Annotated in this window: 18 protein-coding genes; 4 read left to right on the top strand and 14 right to left on the bottom strand. The window is 38.3% G+C overall.

What is annotated here, in order from left to right; translation table 11 throughout:
• Nucleotides 1–17 precede the first annotated feature (17 nt).
• The 4 genes from AC4GZ8_RS12945 to AC4GZ8_RS12930 all read right to left on the bottom strand — a co-directional run bounded on the left by AC4GZ8_RS12945 (nucleotide 18) and on the right by AC4GZ8_RS12930 (nucleotide 4,709).
• Nucleotides 18–1,472 (bottom strand): glycoside hydrolase family 32 protein, encoded by a 1,455-nt coding sequence (locus tag AC4GZ8_RS12945; RefSeq protein ID WP_491082282.1) that lies wholly within the window; start codon nucleotides 1,470–1,472, stop codon nucleotides 18–20.
• Nucleotides 1,473–1,484: 12 nt separating this feature from the next.
• The gene (locus tag AC4GZ8_RS12940) at nucleotides 1,485–2,318 is read right to left on the bottom strand and encodes a carbohydrate ABC transporter permease (protein ID WP_491082281.1); all 834 of its coding nucleotides are present in this window, start codon (nucleotides 2,316–2,318) and stop codon (nucleotides 1,485–1,487) included.
• Entirely contained in the window at nucleotides 2,315–3,253 is a 939-nt protein-coding gene (locus tag AC4GZ8_RS12935; protein ID WP_491082279.1) for a carbohydrate ABC transporter permease, read from the bottom strand. Before AC4GZ8_RS12935 ends, AC4GZ8_RS12940 begins: the two co-directional genes overlap by 4 nt.
• Nucleotides 3,254–3,326: 73 nt before the next feature.
• Nucleotides 3,327–4,709 carry an extracellular solute-binding protein gene (locus AC4GZ8_RS12930; protein ID WP_491082278.1) on the bottom strand — a complete coding sequence of 461 codons (1,383 nt, stop codon included), beginning with the start codon at nucleotides 4,707–4,709 and terminating at the stop codon, nucleotides 3,327–3,329.
• Nucleotides 4,710–4,961: 252 nt separating this feature from the next.
• Here AC4GZ8_RS12930 and AC4GZ8_RS12925 point away from each other — a divergent pair, with 252 nt between their 5' ends.
• A complete protein-coding gene (locus AC4GZ8_RS12925; RefSeq protein WP_491082277.1) occupies nucleotides 4,962–5,945 on the top strand; it encodes a LacI family DNA-binding transcriptional regulator in 984 nt (327 codons plus the stop codon).
• Nucleotides 5,946–6,090: 145 nt separating this feature from the next.
• Here AC4GZ8_RS12925 and AC4GZ8_RS12920 read toward each other — a convergent pair whose 3' ends face one another.
• A complete protein-coding gene (locus tag AC4GZ8_RS12920; protein WP_491082275.1) occupies nucleotides 6,091–7,362 on the bottom strand; it encodes an O-antigen ligase family protein in 1,272 nt (423 codons plus the stop codon).
• A 455-nt stretch (nucleotides 7,363–7,817) separates the two neighbouring features.
• On the opposite strand from AC4GZ8_RS12920, the gene AC4GZ8_RS12915 reads away from it, so the two are divergent.
• Nucleotides 7,818–8,495: a hypothetical protein gene (locus tag AC4GZ8_RS12915; protein WP_491082273.1), complete on the top strand. Its 678-nt coding sequence runs from the start codon at nucleotides 7,818–7,820 to the stop codon at nucleotides 8,493–8,495.
• Nucleotides 8,492–9,757: an efflux RND transporter periplasmic adaptor subunit gene (locus tag AC4GZ8_RS12910; protein ID WP_491082272.1), complete on the top strand. Its 1,266-nt coding sequence runs from the start codon at nucleotides 8,492–8,494 to the stop codon at nucleotides 9,755–9,757. Before AC4GZ8_RS12915 ends, AC4GZ8_RS12910 begins: the two co-directional genes overlap by 4 nt.
• A 166-nt stretch (nucleotides 9,758–9,923) precedes the next feature.
• On the opposite strand, the gene AC4GZ8_RS12905 is transcribed toward AC4GZ8_RS12910, so the two are convergent.
• The 4 genes from AC4GZ8_RS12905 to AC4GZ8_RS12890 all read right to left on the bottom strand — a co-directional run bounded on the left by AC4GZ8_RS12905 (nucleotide 9,924) and on the right by AC4GZ8_RS12890 (nucleotide 13,181).
• Nucleotides 9,924–10,814, bottom strand: coding sequence for a hypothetical protein (locus tag AC4GZ8_RS12905; protein WP_491082270.1), 891 nt, complete (start codon nucleotides 10,812–10,814; stop codon nucleotides 9,924–9,926).
• A gap of 45 nt (nucleotides 10,815–10,859) precedes the next feature.
• The gene (locus tag AC4GZ8_RS12900) at nucleotides 10,860–11,750 is read right to left on the bottom strand and encodes a hypothetical protein (RefSeq protein WP_491082269.1); all 891 of its coding nucleotides are present in this window, start codon (nucleotides 11,748–11,750) and stop codon (nucleotides 10,860–10,862) included.
• Nucleotides 11,751–11,977: 227 nt separating this feature from the next.
• On the bottom strand, nucleotides 11,978–12,127 hold the full coding sequence (locus tag AC4GZ8_RS12895; RefSeq protein ID WP_491082267.1) for a hypothetical protein: 150 nt from the start codon (nucleotides 12,125–12,127) through the stop codon (nucleotides 11,978–11,980).
• A 160-nt stretch (nucleotides 12,128–12,287) separates the two neighbouring features.
• Nucleotides 12,288–13,181 (bottom strand): helix-turn-helix domain-containing protein, encoded by an 894-nt coding sequence (locus AC4GZ8_RS12890; protein ID WP_491082266.1) that lies wholly within the window; start codon nucleotides 13,179–13,181, stop codon nucleotides 12,288–12,290.
• Nucleotides 13,182–13,471: 290 nt separating this feature from the next.
• Between AC4GZ8_RS12890 and AC4GZ8_RS12885 the strand changes: the two genes are divergently transcribed.
• Complete coding sequence (locus tag AC4GZ8_RS12885) at nucleotides 13,472–15,100, top strand: M4 family metallopeptidase (RefSeq protein WP_491082265.1); 1,629 nt, start codon at nucleotides 13,472–13,474, stop codon at nucleotides 15,098–15,100.
• 128 nt (nucleotides 15,101–15,228) lie between these two features.
• On the opposite strand, the gene pdxA is transcribed toward AC4GZ8_RS12885, so the two are convergent.
• The 5 genes from pdxA to AC4GZ8_RS12860 form a co-directional block, all read right to left on the bottom strand.
• Nucleotides 15,229–16,227 carry a 4-hydroxythreonine-4-phosphate dehydrogenase PdxA gene (gene pdxA, locus AC4GZ8_RS12880; RefSeq protein ID WP_491082264.1) on the bottom strand — a complete coding sequence of 333 codons (999 nt, stop codon included), beginning with the start codon at nucleotides 16,225–16,227 and terminating at the stop codon, nucleotides 15,229–15,231.
• Complete coding sequence (locus tag AC4GZ8_RS12875) at nucleotides 16,224–17,525, bottom strand: four-carbon acid sugar kinase family protein (RefSeq protein ID WP_491082263.1); 1,302 nt, start codon at nucleotides 17,523–17,525, stop codon at nucleotides 16,224–16,226. The genes pdxA and AC4GZ8_RS12875 overlap by 4 nt, the downstream gene beginning before the upstream one ends.
• A gap of 13 nt (nucleotides 17,526–17,538) precedes the next feature.
• Nucleotides 17,539–18,531 carry a 2-keto-3-deoxygluconate permease gene (locus tag AC4GZ8_RS12870; protein ID WP_491082262.1) on the bottom strand — a complete coding sequence of 331 codons (993 nt, stop codon included), beginning with the start codon at nucleotides 18,529–18,531 and terminating at the stop codon, nucleotides 17,539–17,541.
• Between the two features lie 155 nt (nucleotides 18,532–18,686).
• A complete protein-coding gene (locus AC4GZ8_RS12865; protein WP_491082261.1) occupies nucleotides 18,687–20,387 on the bottom strand; it encodes a PrpR N-terminal domain-containing protein in 1,701 nt (566 codons plus the stop codon).
• Between the two features lie 182 nt (nucleotides 20,388–20,569).
• Nucleotides 20,570–21,130: a competence protein ComK gene (locus AC4GZ8_RS12860; protein WP_491082260.1), complete on the bottom strand. Its 561-nt coding sequence runs from the start codon at nucleotides 21,128–21,130 to the stop codon at nucleotides 20,570–20,572.
• Nucleotides 21,131–21,620: the final 490 nt, after the last annotated feature.

The following is a 21,620-nucleotide window of genomic DNA, read 5'->3' as shown; positions in this document are numbered from 1 at the left end:
ATGAACCCGAAGAACCCTCAATCCCGATACACAAATTGAAATAACGCGGGACAAGGAACCTGTCCCCCCGTCCCAGCAAAGACAAAATCCTTTCCTTTATCTGAATCATAGGCCGTGAAGCTGACGACTTTTTCACCGGAATTGATGAACAGCTCCACTGAGTGTAGGTCGAGGTAGAATTCAAGTGAAATTTCTTCATGTTTGTTTGTTGAAAGCTCTTCTAGGCTTATTAGCCCTTGATTGCCATAATCGGATGAAATAAATAGAGTATTATTTTCAACATCGACCTCTACATTCGTTGATTTTGTTTCACTTTTGTTAAGTTTGATCGTAAAGTTTCCACTTGATTTAGGTACTTTTACTTGCAAATAGCTAGCCGCTTTTCCTTCAATCACTACTTCCTCCCCAATACCTAATTGAACTTGATCCTGAATGACCTTTGAGGAAAAATAGGTTTCTGTATCAATAAAAGGCTGTTGAATGAGCTGATTATCCTTTATGCTTAGCTTTCTCGGCAGTGACATCATTCCGTTAAAGCCGTATTCCTTTGGCGGTGTTGTTTCATGCCAGCGGTGCATCCAGCCGATAAGTAAACGTTCGCCATCCTTTCCTTCTGTTGATTGCGGGGCATAGAAGGTTTGGCCGTAATCTAGAAGACCTTTTCGCTCTGATATAAAAGTGCCTTCCTCAAAATCCATTTCACCGATGACATATGCTGTTTTATTTTGTATTTCTTCTGCAAATTCAGGGTCACATGGCATTTCAGAGAATAATAGAACATCCTTGCCATCCATTCGGAACAAATCCGGACATTCTAATAAGGTGTTTTCTTCAAACTTTGATTGGTAAATAGAAGAATGAAAAGTCCATTCTAGAAGATCTGTTGATTTAAACATTATGATTTCGCCGCGTCTCTTCGTGTTTCTTACCGATAATACACAATAATAAACGCCATCCACTTCCATAACCTTTGGATCTCGAAAGTCGCAAATAAGGTATCCCTCCGGCAATTGTTTTTCACCAATCACAGGGTTTAGCTTATACTTTTCAAAGGTTACCCCATCTTCGGATATCGCTACACATTGTCGTTCAGCGATTTCTGGTTCATCTCGATCAAAGCCTATATTCGGATCGATATGACCTGTGTATATCAAATAGAGGTTGCCATCCTTTTCAATGGCACTCCCAGAAAAACATCCATTTGCATCATAGGCTTTGTCGTTTGCTAGAGCAACAGGGAGATGCTCCCAATCGGTGAAGTTCTCTGTTGTCGCATGCCCCCAATGCATATCACTCCAAACGATATCATACGGGAAGTATTGATAGAATAGATGGTATTTTCCTTTGTAATACACAAATCCATTCGGATCGTTCATCCACCCTATTTCAGGTGAAAAATGATAGAGCGGCCGGCTTTGTACTTTATGTTTGTTTTGTTGAATATAGTTGTTTGCTTTTTGTAGTCGATTCATATTACACCTCGTTTATTTGATTCCGCTCTGCATCGAGCCTTCGACAATATATTTTTGGAAAATGATATAAAGGACAACGATTGGAATGGTGACAATCGTTAAGGCCGCCATCATATGACTTGTGTAAATATTATACGTATCACTGAAAATCGCATTTAATGCAACCTGAATTGGCATAAGTTCGGCATTTGACAGAGCCATAACCGGCCATAAGAAATCATTCCAGGATGCTAGGAAGGTTAAAATCCCAACTGTAATATACATATTTAAGCTTGATGGGATGACAATTCGGAAGAAGCATCCCATTTCACTTAGTCCATCAATTTTTCCGGATTCAATCAACTCACCTGGAAATGATAGAAAATGCTGTCTGAATAAGAAAATATTCATCACATTAATGATAAATGGCATTAAATAGCCTGGTACGGTATTAATTAATCCCATTTCATTCACGACTAGAAATAACGGAAGAATTGTCGCTTCAATCGGAACAATCATTAACGCGATAATAAAAATAAGAATCCAGTCTTTGAACGGAAATTGAAATCTAGCTAACGCATAACCGGCCAAAGAATTTATTGTTAAGCCAAAGACAACCGTGATTGATGCATAGATCAAGCTGTTCCCGACATTTTGAAAAATATGATAAAAGCCGAGCAACTCTGTATAGGATTTTAATGATAGATCTGAAAATTTCGGGATAATCGCATAGATTGAGCCGATATCTCTGTATATCACTTCATCAATTTTAAAGGAGGATAAAATCATCCAAACAAGAGGAACTAAAAACTGTAACGCCACAACGGATGCGAGTAAATAAAACAAGGATTTCTTGACGATCTTCACGCCGCTCGCTCCTCTCTAAATAATTTTTTAATGACAATTGACACAACCACTAAGAACACAGTGAACATAAGAGTGACCGCACTTGCATATCCAATGTTTCGATGTCTAAATCCATATTCATAGATATATTGCAGGATCGTCATCGTTGAATAATCAGGCCCGCCGCCTGTCATGACCATAGGTTGAACGATCAATTTAAAGGCTTGAATCGTTGTGGTGATCACTAAAAACATTAAAATTGGTTTTAATGACGGAATCGTAATAAATAAAAACTTTTGGAACGCGTTCGCACCATCTATGTCTGCAGCTTCATATAAACTATTATCGATATTTTTTAAGCCCGCTAGGAAAATCATCATTTGATAGCCACATCCGGACCATGCAGAAATTGCAACAATGGTATACATTGCTTGATCTGCACTTGATAGGAACGGCTGCTTTGGAAGTCCGATATTTGCCAAAATTTCATTAATTAGCCCTGAAGTTGGGTTTAACATAACTGTCCAAAGAATTGAAATAACAACCAGAGATAAAACTGCCGGTGAAAAATACGCAGTTCTGAAAAAGCCAACACCCTTGATCTTTTTATTCACAATTAATGCTAAGCCAAGTGCCATGGAAAGCTGAAGCGGGACAACAAACACAACAAATTTAATCGTGTTCATAAAACTTTTCATCAACACTTCATCCGATAGCATGCGTGTAAAGTTTTCTAAGCCGATAAATTGCTTGTCGTTCGGCTTTAATAAATAGTAATCTGTAAATCCGTACGTAAATGCTAGAATAATAGGTAAGACGATAAAGAGAATGGCTAGCACCATTGCTGGTGTTAAAAATCCATAGGCTGAGACAACCTCGCCCTTTTTATAATGCTCACTTTGTCGGTAATGTTCGGTTGTATTTCTTACTTTCACGAAGTTCTTTACCGTTTTCATTACTTCACATCCTTTCAAAACCTTCTTTATAAGAGAAGAGGCGAGGTCAGCGCCCCACCTCTCCCTCAACCGATCATTTTTGATATTTATCAAATTCTACATCGATTTTTTTCACAGCATCATCTACATATTGCTTGATTGTCGCTTCATCTGTTGCTTTATTTTGACCGATTTTTAAGATGACGTCTTTTGCAAATGTTTCAGATAAGTATGGATACCCCGGTGAAACAGGACGAGATTTATTCGTGTTTTCAACCTGGTACTTCAATACTGTCCACGCTTCGTTATGATATGGATTGTCTGTATTTGTATCAATCACATCAATTGCATTTACACGAGTTGGGATCGAACCGTTCGCATGATAATATTCCTCTGATGCTTCGTCATTGGTTAGCCATTCCATCACTTCCACCACTTGCTTAATGCGCTCTTCATCTTTCTCTTGTCCATTACGAACAAATGCCCAGCTGCCTGATGGAGTGTATAAGCCATCATAGTTTTCATTCATTTTTGGATAACGAACTGTTTTGAATTTTAGGTTTGGATAGTTACTTGTTAATTCACTCACATACCAGAAACCGCTTACAGATAAGGCTGTTTTTCCAGAATGGAAGGCTTTCTCTGATTCAGATGCACTTGCAAGCTGTGGCTTTGCAAATAATTGAGCATATTTTGTTAAAGCTTCAATACTTTTATCACTGTTTAATACACCGTCTACTGTGACTCCATCTTCACCAACAATATTTGTGTCATTTCCCCAAAGAAGCGGTGTGAAATAATAGGTTCCTGTTTCATATGCACCGGCTGTAATATCAGGTAATAGTAGACTTACAGCATTTTCATAGCCTTCAAATACCGGATCGTTGGTCGTTTTCGCAAAGTCATCGATTTTTCTAGCAAGCTCAACAAATTGGTCCCAAGTCCAATCTTCATCAACAGCTGGAATCAGCGCTTTTACATCATCAGGAAGAGCATTGATCATATCTTCGTTATACATGATTGCAACACCTGAATCTGAATAGCCCATCCCATAAAATTTTCCGTCAACTGTCCCTTGATCAATAATTGCTTCCGTGAATCCTTCTTTAAATCCTTCACTCATATATCCATCTAACTCACCAAGAAGACCTGAATCAACATATGCCGCAATATCCGGGCCGTCCAGTGTGAAAATATCCGGCATATCATTTGCCGTTATCGCTGCATTTAATTTATCTATATAGCCTGAACCCGCACCTGCACGTGTAATATTTTGAATTTCTACTTGAGGTTTGTCAGGATGTTCCTCGTTATAACGCTTCACTCGATCAGCAAACATCTTACCTTCTGGATGATCAGCAGCAGCTTGTGTCCAAATCACAATTTTGTCATCGTTGCTACTTGCACCATTTGAGCTGCACGCAATTAACGAAAGAGATAAAACTAAGATTGATACCAACAACATTAATTTTTTCATACTTTCATAGACCCCCTAGTCTGAATAGTTGGTGAAAACGTATTCACGCCTTCTGGTTTTTATGTTACGATAGGAGAAAATAAAAGTCAACAGATAATTTTAAGCGTTTCCACTACTGTTCATCATCATTATCATACTTAAAGTAATAAAGAAAACGGTGTGATATAATGTCTATATACCATACCAAATACATGAAATTAGCTGAATAATATATTCACATATCAGAATACGTATTCAAACGGAGGAGCACTTATGAGTAAGCTTACGATGAAAGAAATCGCCAAACTTGCAAACGTTTCCCAATCGACCGTATCAAGAGTGATTAACGGAAATACAGGCGTAAATGAAGATGCCATGAAACGAGTACTGCAGGTTATCGAGGAAGTCGGCTATGTTCCAAACAAAGCCGCACAAACATTAAAAAAGAGTCAATCAAAAATTATCGGGGTATGTTTAACTGAAACCTATAACCCTTATTTCGTAGAATTAATCGATGCACTCGAATCTGAAGCCCGTAAAAACGGCTATAGTATTTTGCTGCACAATTCCAAGCATAATCCGATAACCGAATGGGAAAGCATCCAAAATTTTATCGCTCGTCAGGTAGATGGCATGATCCTTGTCCCTACTGGAGAATACAATATTCAGAGAATCAGCAAGCTTGCGATCCCTACTGTCGTCATGACCCAAAACCGCAAACCCCTTGACAGCGTGGGACTTGATCATATGAAAGCAGGAAAGATTGTCGGCGAAAAATTTATTCACTCCGGCCATAAAACCTTTGGATTTGTCGGGACGGTCCCTGATGATAAATTTCTAGGGTATAAAAGCGCCTTGTACGAAAACGGTTTCGAATTTCAACAGAAAAACTATATCCAGCTTGAAGAAACCTCAACAAACAACTTTTTAATGAGGCGGGATATTGAGAACTATTTAAACTCTGTTGAAACACTTGATTTCACTTGTCTATTCACAGCTAACGATATTATGGCACTTGAATTTATGAAGGCTGCTAAAGAAAGAAATATTCAAATTCCTGAGGATATCAGTGTGATCGGATTTGATGATACGTACCTTGCGAAAATCATGGGGATTTCTAGTATTCATCAACCAATCGAGGAAATGGTGAAAACAACAATTGAAATTCTATTAGATCGAATGGAAAATGAGGTTTCAGCCGATATGGTGCAGGTTAAACTCGATCCGACGTTAATCGAACGGGGCAGCTCCAGCTAATTCAGGTGGACCACGGGGACAGGTTCATTGTCCCAAATACAAACGAAGGGGTGCAGTCTTTACGCTACACCCCTCTCTTATAAAAATCTTAGACTCTAATACTCCAAATGAAACAAAGTGGGACGAGGGACCTGTCCCTCCGTCCCTACCTTTGCTTCTCCACCCTTGTCATACGCTGATTCTCTAAATATATCACTCTTACAAGCTTGTAATTAACATACAGCACCGTTTTTTGCAGGAATGGTACACTTCCTGTGTATCGATCAAAACATGCTAATAAAACAACTGTTAATAAGGCTGTCTGCGGTGATACAAGCGGGTGATCAAAGATTCCTGTGAAAAAAATAACCGGCAGTGATAGCAGGAAGAAATTGAGTAATGTTTTATTTTCCGCATTTATAAATAACAAACAACAAAGCTTTAGCGTAAAGGTCATGATAATGAATAAAAACGCTAGACCACCTATCGTTCCATATTCTGTGAAAAATCCTAGAAAAATATTATGGGCATGTGGTTCCGGATGTGTAAATTGATCATAGGCATGACGATAGCCTAAAGGAGTTGTTCCAAAAAAGGGATACTCTTTCCAAATTCTAATACTCGTCTCCCAGATCTCTTTTCTTTCATGAATCGCTTCAGAAAGCATATTAAATCTCGGGAGAAGGTCAAGAATTTGGTTATGTAGGATAAGCAGGATCGTGGTAGCTATCATTCCGATCTTTGGGCAAAGTCTTAACATAAATAAGATCAGAACAAGAAACATAACACCTATACCCGCACGGGAGCCAGTTTGAAAGATACCAACTATAATCGTGACGATTAATATATACTCCCATTTAAATATATGTTTATGACTCTGTCTTTTCAATTGATCTGCTAACAAAAAAGACAGAATCAATACTAATAGAAAGCTTGCAAAATTAGGATTATAAGCCGATCCAAATAATCTTCCATCAGAACTTGGTGATGGTCCAAGAAATATGGTCCCAGTAAGCCCTCCAAGAATTACATTCGATACTTCAAATGTTCTCATGATATTACCGAAAATCACGATGAAGACCCCACCAAAAATCATAATCCACTTAAAACGACGAATAAGAGACAATGTCGCCCGTTCTTTAATATACAGGTATAGGCCTAAATATCCTAAAACCATCGCAAACATAAGCAAATATGCTTCATTATCCTGAGAAAAGCTCGCCCCTAACGTCGCTATGGCGAAACAAATAAACAAAAAAGTGGTTGCATTAAGGTAGAAAGGCACCTTTAAATCAATTGCATGTTTCAAATGATTCCACCCAATACACATAAGCCATATGATACCTACAGGCGGTAAAACAAAACATAAAATAACTCCTATTTCGAGTAGATGCTTTTTAAGAAACTCTTTGTTTAAAACCATTTTCAATTTTGTCATAAGTCTCCCTTTTCCCTTACTATTTTTCATATCTTTGGAATGAAGAAAGATTTTTGAATGCTAGTGATAAATATATAAGATAGACAAAAGTTTTTATACTAGAGATCATAAAACTACACAATAAATTAACACTCAATTTACATTTCATTTAAATATTTACATTTGTTTCATGTCGACTAGAAATTCTTAGATGCTTTTCACAAGTTCGAGAAATAGTACGTGATTCTCCATTCATTTATTACATACAATCTAATTTCAGGATAATCTTCCTATTATTATTCTTTTTAAAAAGTAGAAGTTGAGGCAAGAACATTGTAAATACGAGATTTCTGGGTAGTTTGTCCAATTTTCTCCAATATCGCCCTATTAATTATTTAAATCGACAAATTTCAACGGTATTCTTCGGCATTATCGTATAAACTAGATAGGTAAGTTTATAAGTTAGGAGACTTTATATGATATATGAAACATCAATCTTAAAGGGAATTTTCCGCCCGCAAGTGAGCCTCTATCAACTACAAAAGGCTGAGACAACAGCAGGTTCAGGCTGGAGAGTTGTGTTTCTCTATCTACTCAGTGCACTTATTTTTTTCACTAGTGGCTATTTTGGTATTGGAACAGAAACGTACTCCGGAGGGATTACGGATTTTTCTAAGGATGAGTTTGAGGCTGGGAAGGTCTTTTTATTAGCAGGGAAGCTAATCTCAAGCTTACTTTATACCACTCTACTTTTTTGGTTTCCTGCCTTCATTTATTGGGTTACTCTTGAGGTTTCCTATAAAAAGGCTCTGATTGTCCAGATGTTTGTCTTCACTATTCATTTACTAGAAAAGGCAATGACATATCCTGTACTCGTTTTTTTCAATTTAAACCAGGTTAGCAATCCCTTTTCTTTAGGGGTTATCGCCCAATACTTGTTCAAACATGAATTTTTGATTCATTTTTTCGGTTCAATCACACTGTTTCAACTTGCAGCCATCACACTACTTACTTTTTATTTGGTGAGACTTGCTGATAAAAATAAATATTTAACTCTTTTAATAATTGTTCTTTTTTACCTATTAAGCTGGCTTTTACACGCTTTTATGGCATATATCGAGGTGCCTGTATTAGTAAGGATGTGGTTACAATGAAAAAATGGTTTATTTTCTCGCTCATCTTCTTTTGTATTAGCTTTATAACGCTAAATACCTATTTAATATGGAAAAAAGATAGTAAAGCAGCGCACACTGTTTATGTTGAAGATTGGACAAAGGTTCAAGAACGCAATGTCATCAAAACGTTTGATACGAAGGGGATTCTAATGCCTCAGGAGGAATATAAGGTTTATTTTGATGATACTGATAAAGAGTTCCTCCGCTTTCTTGTTAAAAAAGGTGATGAAGTAACAGTTGGTACTCCGCTGCTCGAGTATGCAACTCCTGAGCTTGACCAATTAAGAGAAAGCTTAGAAGCTGATATAAACCAGGCAGAAGGAGAAATTTTCAGCATTGACGAATACATCTCAAAGCTCTTGGACTATCAAGCTTCCATTTCTTCACCCTCCACTAGCAGCTATGCACTAGATTCAGTGTTCAGCTTTGAAGAGGAGCTAAATAGTACAGAAGAAACGGAAGACACTACCTCAAATGATATGATCATCAGTCAGATTGAACAGGAAATTTACAAGCAGGAGCTTGAAAAAAGCAAGCTTGAAGATAAAATTGAAAACTTCGAAACACAAATTAGTCTGATAAACGAGAAAAGTGATTCAGCGATGATGATTAGTGAAATCGACGGCATTGTCAAAGAGGTTAATGACCAGCTCGGAAACCCAGTTGTAACAATAGCTTCAACTACTTTGGCCATCAAAGGAACATTAACGGCTGAACAGCTGAAAAAGGCAAAAGTTGATATGACCATTAACGCAAACGTTTCTGGAGAGAAAACAAAACTAGAAGGAACACTAACCGAAATACATACCTACCCTGAAGATGAACCAAGGATAGGTAAGGAGAATGTCTATCCATATATAGCAACACTTACAGAGCAAGTAGATACACTTCCAATCGGCTCCACAGCTGATGTAAAAATCACATTAGATCAAGCATTAAAGGTTCCTACTGTTCCACAAAACGCAATTGTGAAACAGGATGAGAAGGCATTTGTTTACCATTTAAATAAGAACGGTTTGCTTGAGAAGAAGGCTGTTAAAACGGGACTAAGATCAGGTGATATCCAGGAAATTAGGGAAGGCGCCGAAATTGGACAGATTGTCATGACTTCAAAACAGTCACATGGTAACTCTAGGTTTGTGACAAGAATGAAACCTACCTATCTAAAAAGGGAATCTTTTAACAACCTTTCATCAAAAGAAAAGTGGGAGTCCTTTTTCATTGGGGTTTTGGAAAGGTAAAAGCGGGACAGGGGGACAGGTTCGCTGTCCCTCTAATTTAAGTTAAAGTAAATATATGAATACCAAGATACATTAGTAACCCCTTACTAAAAGTGGGTCAATACACCTGTCCCCTTGTCCCATTAAAAGAGCCGGAGTATCAATACTCCGGCTCTTCATCAAAATCTTATTCTTCTACAGCTTCTACTTCTGTTTCTACTTCTACTTCTGCAGCAGCTTCCACATCCGCTTCTTCTGTTGTTTCTTCTGCTACTTCTTCTTCAACAACTGCCGCATGAACAGCAGCGTTTACATGTGCATGAGATTTTGCTGTTTCACTTGCTTCTGCATTTGCTTGTGCTTCAGCTTTGTTTACAGTAGATGGATTTACTTCTTCAGTCGCTTCTGTTGTTTCTTCCGTTACTGTTTCCTCTACTTCTGTTTCTACTTCTTCAGCTGCTTCTGTTGTTTCTTCTGTTGCTTTTTCTTCTACTTCTGTTTCAACCTCTTCAGCTGCTTCTGTTGTTTCTTCTGTTACTTTTCCTTCTACTTCTGTTTCAACCTCTTCAGCTGCTTCTGTTGTTTCTTCTTCTGTTACTGTTTCCTCTACTTCTGCTGCAACCTCTTCAGTAGCCTCTGTTGTTTCTTCAGCTACTGCATGAACTGCAGAGTTTTCATTTGCATGTAGTTTTGCATTTACGCTCGCATGTTCACTTGCTTGTGATTTTGCTTTATTAGCTGCAGATTTATTTTCTTTAACCTCTTCAACAACAGCTTCAGTTTGCTCTTCTTTCACCTCAGGTTTTGCTTCAACTCCAGCAGCAGCTTTTGCTTTTCCATGTACTGCAGAGTTTGGTGCCGCGTTTTCTTTTGCTGTTACACTAGCGTTCACGCTTGCCTGAGCTTTATTCGTTTTCACTTCTACTTTCGAGTCTGAAGCTTTTTCAACTTTGACCGCTTTAACTTGTTTTGCATCTACTGGAGCAGCTGCTTCACTAATTTGACCCCCTGCAAAAACACCAACTGATACGACTCCAGCTAACACCAATGATTTAACTACATTATTTTTAAATTTCATTTTTAGTCTCTCCTTTTTGTTTTAAAAATTTATTTACAGTTATTTTTAAAGAAAAGGAGATTCTTGTGGCGGTGGAGAAGGAGGTGCGTGATCCCATTGATTGCGTAATTCAAATTGCCGAGAAATAAATGGCTGAATTCGCTTTAAACTTAAATACTTCTCTGATTCATATAAAAATTTATCAAAAATACTACTTGAATACGACCCATTTCCTGAACGGTCCTTTGATGGTCCATCTGGTGCCTTTTGGTTTGTTATAGTATGAATTTTCACCTTTGCATGAAGACCGTTATCCGGAATAGATGGAAGGTTCTTTTTCTCTTCAACTCCAGGCTTGTCCTTCGTATCATCATTAGACTCTTTCATGGTTTTAACAGTTTGATCTTCCTCTGATCTATCAAGGGTTTTAGAAGAAGCCTTTTCGACATTCTTTCTTTCACTAACAAGCTGTGCAGACGTTTTTTCATCTTTCATCGAAGGATCTTTTGGTGACGTCTCCTTCTGCTTTTCACTTGTTTGTGTTTTTTCCTTATTTTGATTAGAGACAGATTTCTTTACTGATTGATTCGTTTCCATTTCAGTAGTATGTATCACTTTTAAAGCCTTTTCATTTTTTCCCTTAGCTTCTTGGACTGCTTGCTGAGCCTTTTCGTTTGCTATCTCCGGCAACTTTTGCCCGGCTTTTTCACTGGCCTGAGCAGAAATAACTTCAGCTTTCTCAACTACTTCCTTTACAGGTTGCTTCGGCTTTTGTTTGACCGAATTTTCATTCGAGGAAGCATTTGAGATTGTATCTTGATCTTTCATCGGTTCAACGATTTCTTTTGCTTCACTAGTCTTCTGAGCTTGTTCAGGCTTTTCAGCGAAAGCATCGTTAGGAAAAAAGAGCCCTGCACAAACAATAGAACCACTTAAAAGCAAGCTCCGTAATTTCATCATTTCACCACCTTTCTTTGGAAAGAAATGATTACACTTATAGTGTTTCAACAAAATTCAGCATTTTTTGTCCGTTGTATAGAAAAAGAGTCTTTCTTACTATGATCCTATGAAATACTTTTACTGTGTAAAAAATACTAGCAGACAGTGGAACATTGTGCTTAAATCAATACCCAAAAACCCGAATTAGCACTAATTCGGGTTTTGTTCAATATCACATTAAAAAATCAATGCTGATCAGGCAAATCATTATAGAAAGGAGTACTAGTTGAATAAAGTACTTCAGCCTGAGCAACTTGTTGTGAGTCTACTAATAACGAAAAACTAGAAAATATAAGACCTGCGGTTAGAATAATACCTGTCATTAAACGTTTCATTTATCATAAACCCCCTAAATGAATGTATCCTTATTATATCTATAATAGAAAAACACCGCTTTCTTCCCTGTAGTTGATTTCTACTAATTAACTAGCTGTTATTATGACTTTTGTCACTCGTGCACATTCCTTTATAATAATTGGAATAATTCCAACAATTTTATGAATGATGCATTTGCAGCAGCTTATCTTCTAATTCTTCGACGAAGCGGATCATTTCCTTTTTACCTTGGAGGTTAAAAATGGTGAGGCAGTTTTTCATGTAAGAAGCACCGTTTTCAACATCCCCCATGCGATAATAGTTGGAACCGCTTTGGAAATATAGTTCCCCTAACAAATACATTGTTTCCAGCTTCAATGCCTTTCGGATACCTTTTTGACAAAAAATGAGTGATTTTTGATAGTTGCCAAGGTCTGTATGCGCTTTTGCGATCCCATAATAGATTCTTAATTGAATTGTTTCATCTTTTAAATCATCCAATGCCTTCATACTGTCAAGAAGCTTATGATAAAGCTCAAGTGATTTCTCATATTTTCCTTGCTCCTTATAAAGAATAGCAAGACTATTTCCTATTTCAATTTCTCTTTCCTTCATAAGCACACGGTGATGACTGTAGGTCAAGGAGAGTGCATCCTTTATTTTTGATACAGCGCTCGTAATATTCTTATTTAGGTAAAAATCGCAAATTCCCTCATGCCATAAGAAAAATTGCCGATGGTTCACAGATTGAAACAGAGGATTTCTCTTTTCCTGTTTGACAATATGAGAAACCGATTCATAATCTCGTTCTCTTATAAAAAACCTCATCATTTTATACACATCTCGCACATAGTCTAGACGAGGAGTCTCTGCTATTTCAAAAAAATAATTCATCTCAACGCCAAGCTTTCTTGATAGCTTGTACAGGATCAAGGATGATGGAATCTCGTTTGAATTTTCTATCTTGCTAATCTGAGCTTGTGTACAAATACCTTCAGCCAATTGCTGCTGACTCAAATTTAATGACTTCCGCAAACTCCTTATTACATGCCCGATTTCAACAGATTCAAACATATCCCTTATCCCCCTTTTATTCGTCTGAATATTTAAAATATACTACAGTAAACATACCATGAAAGTTCTCTTGTCAGCTAATGTTACCTTTCTCTTTTTTAGAAATATGCTTAAAATTATATAATATTTTAAAATAACAAGTACTGCTGTTTGGCACAAATCTCTTAGCCTCCAGGTAAACTCTAGCACCCCTAACCCTTTTTGACGGGAATCTAGCAACCTCATAAACTGAACATAACCGGTTACTAGATTAGCTAATCTCTAAATTAATGGTAAAGGGGATTAAAAACATGTCATCAAAAAAATTAGCCACTATTGTACTTAGTACCTCACTAGCATTCAGCACACTTCTACCTTCTGCATCATTTGCCCAAACACCTTCTGAAAAACTGATGGAAAATATGAAAATAGAGCAAAAGCTCATCGAAAAAGGCAAAGATGTACCGAACTTTCTATCTGGCAAGCTTTCCAAGCAAAAGGTCAAAACAGCCAAGGACGCAAAAGACTTCCTCAAAGCCAACAAAGAATTATTTAAAATCAATCCTGAAAAAGAATTAACTCTATTAGAAAAACAAACTGATGAATTAGGGATGACTCACTTTACATTTGCTCAATCAATAAACGGAGTACCAATTGATGGCGCGATTTTCTCAGTTCACACGAATGAGCAAAATGAAGTCACAACAAAAGCCGGACAACTTTATCCTGATGCCTCAAACAAGCTAACAAGCACTAAACCATCTATTTCCGGCCAAAAGGCAATAGACCTAGCTTGGAAGGAAATCAACCTAACCGAAGAACAAACAAATATTGGACAGGACTTGCAAGATGAGCTTTCAAATTTTGAGCACACTCAGGTGAAAAAGGACTTAGTGATTCATCAACATGATGGGTCGTACACATTAGCTTACAAGGTCCAGCTCCAATTCATCGAGCCATACGGAGCAAACTGGCAAATCTTCGTGGATGCTAAGGATGGAGCAATCGTCGATGCCTATAACGCAGTAAATGATGCAGGCACTACAGGCTCTGGATATGGAGTATTAGGTGACGCCAAAACGCTAAACACCTACTCCTCTGGGGGAACGTATTATTTATACGATGTCACAAAGCCAATGAATGGGGTCATCGAAACGTTTACGGCAAAAAACCGTTCGATGTATCCAGGATACCGCTCGGAAGATAGTGATAATGTATGGACATCCTCTTCACAGGGAGCTGATGTTGATGCACACTTCTACGCCGGAAAGGTATATGACTACTATAAAAACACACATGGACGAAACAGCTTTGATAACAACGGAGCAACCATCCGCTCAACAGTTCACTACGGCCGAAACTACAACAACGCCTTTTGGAACGGTTCACAAATGGTCTACGGAGATGGGGATGGAAGTGTCTTTGCTCCACTGTCAGGAGCACTTGATGTTGTCGCCCACGAATTAACACATGCTGTCACAGAACGCTCAGCTGGACTTGAATACCGCAATCAATCAGGAGCATTAAACGAATCCTTCTCCGATGTGTTTGGCTATTTCCTGGATCCGCAGGATTACTTAATGGGTGAAGATGTATACACGCCTAACCAACCAGGTGATGCATTACGAAGTCTATCAAACCCTACTCTGTACGGACAGCCGGAGCACATGAATCAATATGTAAATACAACCTCTGATAATGGCGGAGTTCATACAAACAGCGGAATTCCAAATAAAGCAGCATATTATACGATTAACAGTATTGGAAAAGCTCAGGCGGAAAAGATTTACTATCGTGCTTTAACAGTTTATTTGACACCGACAAGTAACTTTAGTTATGCACGTGCAGCCTTGCTACAATCTGCTGCGGATTTATATGGCAGCGGCAGTACTGCTTATAATGCAGTGAAGTCAGCTTGGGATAAGGTTGGGGTTTATTAAATTGGAACGGGGGGACAGGTCCCTTGTCCCTGTCCCCCCTTAACTAGAGTTACATCTAAAATAGGCATGACAGATTTACCCGTGTCTCTCTTTTCCAAGAGTGGGTCAACGAACCTGTCCCCTTGTCCCTATCCTGCAAATTCGACTGCTTGACGGATGGCTTCCATTAAGCTTTTTTCATCTGCAATTCCTTTACCTGCGATATCAAAGGCTGTGCCGTGGTCAACACTTGTTCGAATGATTGGTAAGCCGACGGTTATGTTGACACCGGCATCTAATCCAAGAACCTTAACTGGTCCATGTCCTTGGTCATGGTACATGGCAACAACAATATCGAAGTCTCCGCGCACAGTGCGGAAGAATAATGTGTCGGCAGGCAGCGGACCAACAACATCGATTCCTTCTCCTTGTGCTTTTTCAACAGCTGGAATGACTTTTTCTTCTTCTTCTCCATAGCCGAATAAACCATTTTCTCCAGCATGTGGATTGATTCCGCAAACAGCAATTTTAGGAGATTCAATACCTGATTTTTTTAGCGTGTCATGTGCAAGCTTGATCACATGGTATACACGTTCCGGGTTAATCATTTTAACCGCGTCGATAATTCCAACATGTGTTGTGACGTGGATTACTTTTAGGTTTGGTGCAGATAGCATCATCGAGAAGTCTTCCGTACCTGTTAAGTCAGCCAAAATTTCTGTGTGCCCAGGGTATTTATGACCGCCTTTGTGTAAAGCTTCCTTGTTTAATGGAGCAGTACAAATGGCGTCAATTTTGTTTTCCTTTGCTAATTCGATAGCTGTCGCTAAATATTCAAATGCCGCATGCCCTGCTTCTGGCGATACTTGACCGATTGGAAGATTTTCATCTAATAGATTTAAATCCAAGCAGTAGACAGTACCAAAGTTATAAGGAAGATCTTGAATACGTTCTGCTGAAATAGACTCAATGATCAGCTCACTATTCACAAAGCTCTTTGCTCTTTCGAGGATTTTGTTGTCTCCGATGACAAGCGGACGACTTAGGTCATACATTTCTTCTTTCGCTAAGCTTTTTAAAATAATTTCCGGTCCAACGCCTGCTGCGTCTCCCATTGTAATTCCAACGATTGGTTTTAGTTGACTCATACTCTCACCCTTCTTTTATTTGCCATGTATTCGACTACATTGACTAATGATTGTTCATGTCCAAATCCGCCAGCTTTCGTGACAGCCCAATAGCTTTTATCCTTGCTGCGCAGTCTGCCAAATGGAAGTCCTGGTTCTACTTCAGAATAAAGCTCCATCTCAGAAATATGAAGCTCAGAGCATACCGCCTTAGCCGTATCTCCACCTGTTAGCACTAAGCCTTGAATTGAAGAACAAGACTCCAGTAGTCCATTCGAAATCTTGCCTAAGCCCTTCGAAATGGCTTCACTTACCTCTGTTAATGTAAAGCCAAGCTCGTCTCCAGCTTCTTTCGCAGAAAGACGATTTTCCTCAGAGGCTTCCACATATAGCACATAATGATTATACTGTGTATCTTGCTTTAATTGATCAATATAGTGTTGAACCTCAAATGTATTTTTTACTAGAGTCGTAGGATCAACCTCTATAAATAAAGAATGATCTAAAGATTCTACCTTACATAATTGTTCCCTTGTTACTTGAGATAAACTCCCTGACACAATCAATGTTTTTTCGATTTTGATTTCATGCTGGTTTGCTTCACGAGAAGACGTTAGCTGCAGTGCATCTGGCAAATATTCAATTAATCCAGCTGAGCCAGCCCAAACGGTTTTCTTGTTTAGCTTTGAAAAAACTTCACAAACCTTCTGTAATTCTTCCTCTGTTTCACTATCACATACAAACCATGTTACCCCTTGATTGAGGCACGTAAAAATCGTTTGGTTGATTTGTTCAATGGTTTGTTCCAGCATACGGCTATCAATTAAAGCGATATCACGTTCTTGGTATTGCTTCAATAATTCCGGAATAAATGCCTCTGTTACAGGTGTTTTAGGATCTTTTGAAAACTCTGTATCTGTAATTAAAGCACCATTAACATAATGGTTTCCTCGAATCGTTTGGCGTTTCATTTTCGGATACGCTGGTGCAATCACAACAACCTCCGGCTGATACACCTTTTCGATCGCTGTTAATTCAGCCGCCATATTTCCCCTTAATGTTGAATCAACCTTTTTATATACATGCTGATAGCCTTCCTTTAGAAGGAATGAAGCAGCTTTGCACGCTGCTTCATATGCTTCCTCGGCTTTTTTTGCACGGCTGTCTGTATCGACGATCAACACATCAGGCTTTGTTGCAACAGTTGATGTTTGATAATCAAACACAACGGTTGATGATAGATTTTTTTTCGCTAATTGTACACCTGAATCATTTGCACCTGTTAAATCATCAGATATAATGCCAATTTTATTCTCCACTCTTATCACACCCTTAGACGTTTGCTTCTTTTACGTCTTCTTGTTCAAATTTATAACCTTTTTTCTCTAATCGTTTGACGAGGAATCCAACATAGATTGGCAGTAAGATCGCTGTTGTTACCGTTGATGCCGCCACCTGTACTGTCGCAATATCTACGACTGATGCAAAGCTTGCATTTGCTGCAGCAATCGCCGCTGGTGTAGCAACCGCGTTTCCTGCTGTTGAACCTTCCGCTGCTCCAACAATCGGATTCCATTTCAATGCTTTAAAGACAAAATATCCAGCCGTACCTGTTACAAAGACTGTTAATACACCTAGAATAATACCTGCTAATCCACCTTCAAGGATCGCTCCAAAATCAATGCCCATACCAAGCGCGAATGCGAAGAATGGAATTAACATTGAGCTTCCTTTATCTAAGAACGTACGCATGTTTTCATCAAGGTTACCTAATACCATACCAACTAAGATTGGAAGTAACACAGAAATGAATGATGTCAAAGAGAACATTCCATCAACAAAGCCCATAGCGCCGAAAATAGATAGCGCAATCATTGTTAAGAACGGTCCGTCATTAAGCGCTAATAATGAATACGCTGCACGATCTTCTTTGTTGCCATACTGACCAACTAACGCGACGAATAATCCGCCATTACTGTTTGTCATTGCTGCGATAACCGCAATCGGTGCTAACCCTAGCCATAATCCATTGTCACCAGCAAGCATGTAAGCGATTAATCCAAACACCGCACCTACTGCCCACTTTGTTGCTAAAAGAGTTGCCCCTTTCCCAACTGATACACCAAATGATTTCACATTAATTTGTGCCCCTGTACATAATAGGAAGAGAGCAATTAATGTTCCGGCTCCATCTACAAACAACGCTTGCGTAAAGTTGCCAATGCGTAATAATTCAGGAAAAAATGTATTAATGAATGCTGCAATTAGCAACGGTACAACCATCATACCGCCAGGAATTCGATCTAAAGTTGCTTTTATCTTCATTATTTTAACACTCCTTTTATAATTGTTTCAATATTAAACACTTAAACTATGAAGTAATCGGTTACAGGGATTATTGTAACGGCTTTCAAAATATTTTGCAACACATTAAAATAAAATTGTTGTATTTTGCAACAAAATAAAAAACAAGCTGAACATTATTGTTTCAGCTTGCGCCATAAAGTTGAGCGATTAATCCCTAACCGCTCTGCAACTCTTGTTTGATTATGATTTTCCTCATGCATAATATGCTCAATAATTCTTTTTTCTATTTGCTCTAATGTGCCAGAAAGAAATTCCTTAACCGCTGTGATTGGTTCTTCTTCTTGTATATCAAGATGCTGTTGGAGGAGTTTTTTCCCAAGTACATATCCCTTTTCCTCTAAAACAGCTGTGTGAAGAATAGATCGAAGCTGTGCGACATTACCCGGCCATGAATATTCTTCTAAAAGCGCGATCGCATCTTCTTTCAATTTAATGACAGATGTACCAATTTGACCGTGAAAAGCAGCGATAAAATAAGTGGCCAGGGGTCTAATGTCTTCTTTCCGATCTTTTAATGAAGGGATTTGAATCCGCACTACATCCTGGTGATAAATAAGAGAATGAAGGCCCTCTTCCTCCTTTGTCAGAGCAAGGACAATAGTTAAGTCATCACTTTTCAGGTCCTCTATCATCACCATAAGCTTTTTAACCTCTTTTGAGGATAAAGCTTCCACTTCATTTATATAAAGAGTTCGTATATCAGGATCAATTTTATTCTGGAACACTAAAAGATTCTCCGCTGATACACTTGCATAAAGCCCATGACCATTACCTTTTTTATAGTGAATATACTGAGAAATAAGCTTCTTTCCAGTTCCTTCAGGTCCAATAAGAAGCCATTGATCATTCTTTAAGTTGTTGTCAATTAAATGAACACATCTTTTCATCACATGACTATTTGAAATCATCATAGGCTGCTGTGATATCGTTTCAACATGAAACCCTTGCTGATGAATGTGATGAGTCGCCGCCTTAGTGTATAGAAACAAATAATATTCTTGTTGACCAATTACTTTCTTCTTCACTTTTTGTTTTACTAACTGCTGCTCACTTGTTTCAATGATACTAACTTCATTACTTAGGTCGTTTTTTTCCTGTATGTAATCTTTGAGCTTCTTTATTGGTACTGGACACTGATTAAAATCTGTCCAATGCTGATACATCATTGTTCCGTCCTGTGATAACACAATCATGTTTGGTGACGACTCCTCTAGAAGAGAACGGAATAAGGCAATCTCCTGTTGCTGTCTTTGATGGAGACGATAAATAGACTTTGCCTTATGAAAAGCTTCGAATATCGCTTCCCTGCCGGATTGGATAAGAATTCCTTCCAGATTATGCTTTGTTGCCGCATCCATGGTAATAACATCACCCATGATGAGCTCATAGCCTTCTTTCTTGAGCTTTTCAACAAGAGAATCTACCTCTTCCGCTCTTTCAACGGTATATACATCAATATGAATCTCAAGCAAGTCTGTAATCGCCTTTGCACCTAATGTAATATTCGAAAAGCCGACAATCGCTTTTTTACCTGGAAAATCATTCGCGAGCGTCAGCACCCTAAGCATGTCATAGCCTGACACATGTATATCAATGACCGGGATATTGACCTCATCTTCAATTAACTTGGAGGTTCCACCGCGGCTGATGATGACATCAAAGCCTTGATCCTCCGCTGCCTTCGCAACCGGAATCGCCTCCTGAAGGTTCGCAACCTTCATATGTATATCAAGCTGTTGCTCCTCCTGCCGGCAGTCCTCTATTAAATGAGTCATGGCGGGGTAAGGAGCTATCACTAATGTTTTGATTCTCATTGGATCACACCTGTTTATTATTTAGCATTTTAAGTACTAGAACTTATTATAATTATTTTACCTGTTCCAGGTGGATTAACCAAGTGGGATGAGGGGACAGGTTCATTGTCCCTCTCCCCCTAATATAAAACTATATGTATGTGGACTCACACTCGTAATCTCATTATCCAAATTGGGACAGCTCACCAGTCCCCTTGTCCCTTCTTATAATCCCTCTGATCCTCGGCTACACTCAGGTTTCCATTTCGGAGATCTTTCACCATTTTCCGTCGAAAGTGATAGGTACAAACCAAACGAGAAGCTTTGCCTATACGGCTATCTAACGAACTTTTTGTTATGTTAACCTCCAGCATGTCCTGGTTCTTAAATAGGATAATTGAGTTCTCACCATCGGGAATAATGCGATTAATATGCTGAAAGGCGATCCAGATACAATCCTTTTTCATTGGTGAAGATAACGGAATCATACAATATTCAAATTCTACGCTCACCATAATAGGAAGGATTTTTTGCCCCTCCAAAATTTTGCGGGAGGATTGGAGGCTGCCATCAAAATCACAACCATAAAAAAGACAGCTTTCCTTCAAAATATGTAAAGGACTTTCTTGTATATTTATGTCTCCGTATTTCCCTACCATCTGACAATGTAAATTAGCGGTGTCCGTATAATACGGGATTAAGGCCATCGTTGTTTCTGTAATGATATTTTGGGGCTCAATCATAAACTTATAGTTCTTCTTCATTTTTTGATTTACTCCTTTAAAAAGTATTTGATTCTTCCTATTTAAGAAGGAGTTAGGTATAATACCCATATAGTTAGCATTTACCTAACTATCCGGACTCCTTAAGCACGACCCGCAAAAGTCTTGTGCTTAGGGATTTTTTTATGCTTTTTACATAAACACCACCTCCTCTAATGAAATCACAATACCTTTTACAGATATCACACTTTCAACCTAGGTCAAAATTCCTTTTTCATTACCATTTTCCTTACCTTTTCATTATAAAGGCAATTTTACCCATTTCTATTACACTAATGTTAAATAATGTAAAGTTTTTGTATATTTGGTTATTTATAAGAGACTAGGGTTCTTTGTCCTTATGGCACTCTTCCATTCTTTCACACTTTCAAAATTAAGATTCTAATAAGAACAAAACGAAATAAACCACCCTCATGATTCCGCTTTCACCATCGTAATATATGGTAATCAAGGATAGGGGGCTGTTTTTATG

The organism is Metabacillus sp. RB-C-LZQ-3-1, from assembly GCF_058315175.1.
This window is presented reverse-complemented; position numbering and strand designations above follow the sequence as displayed.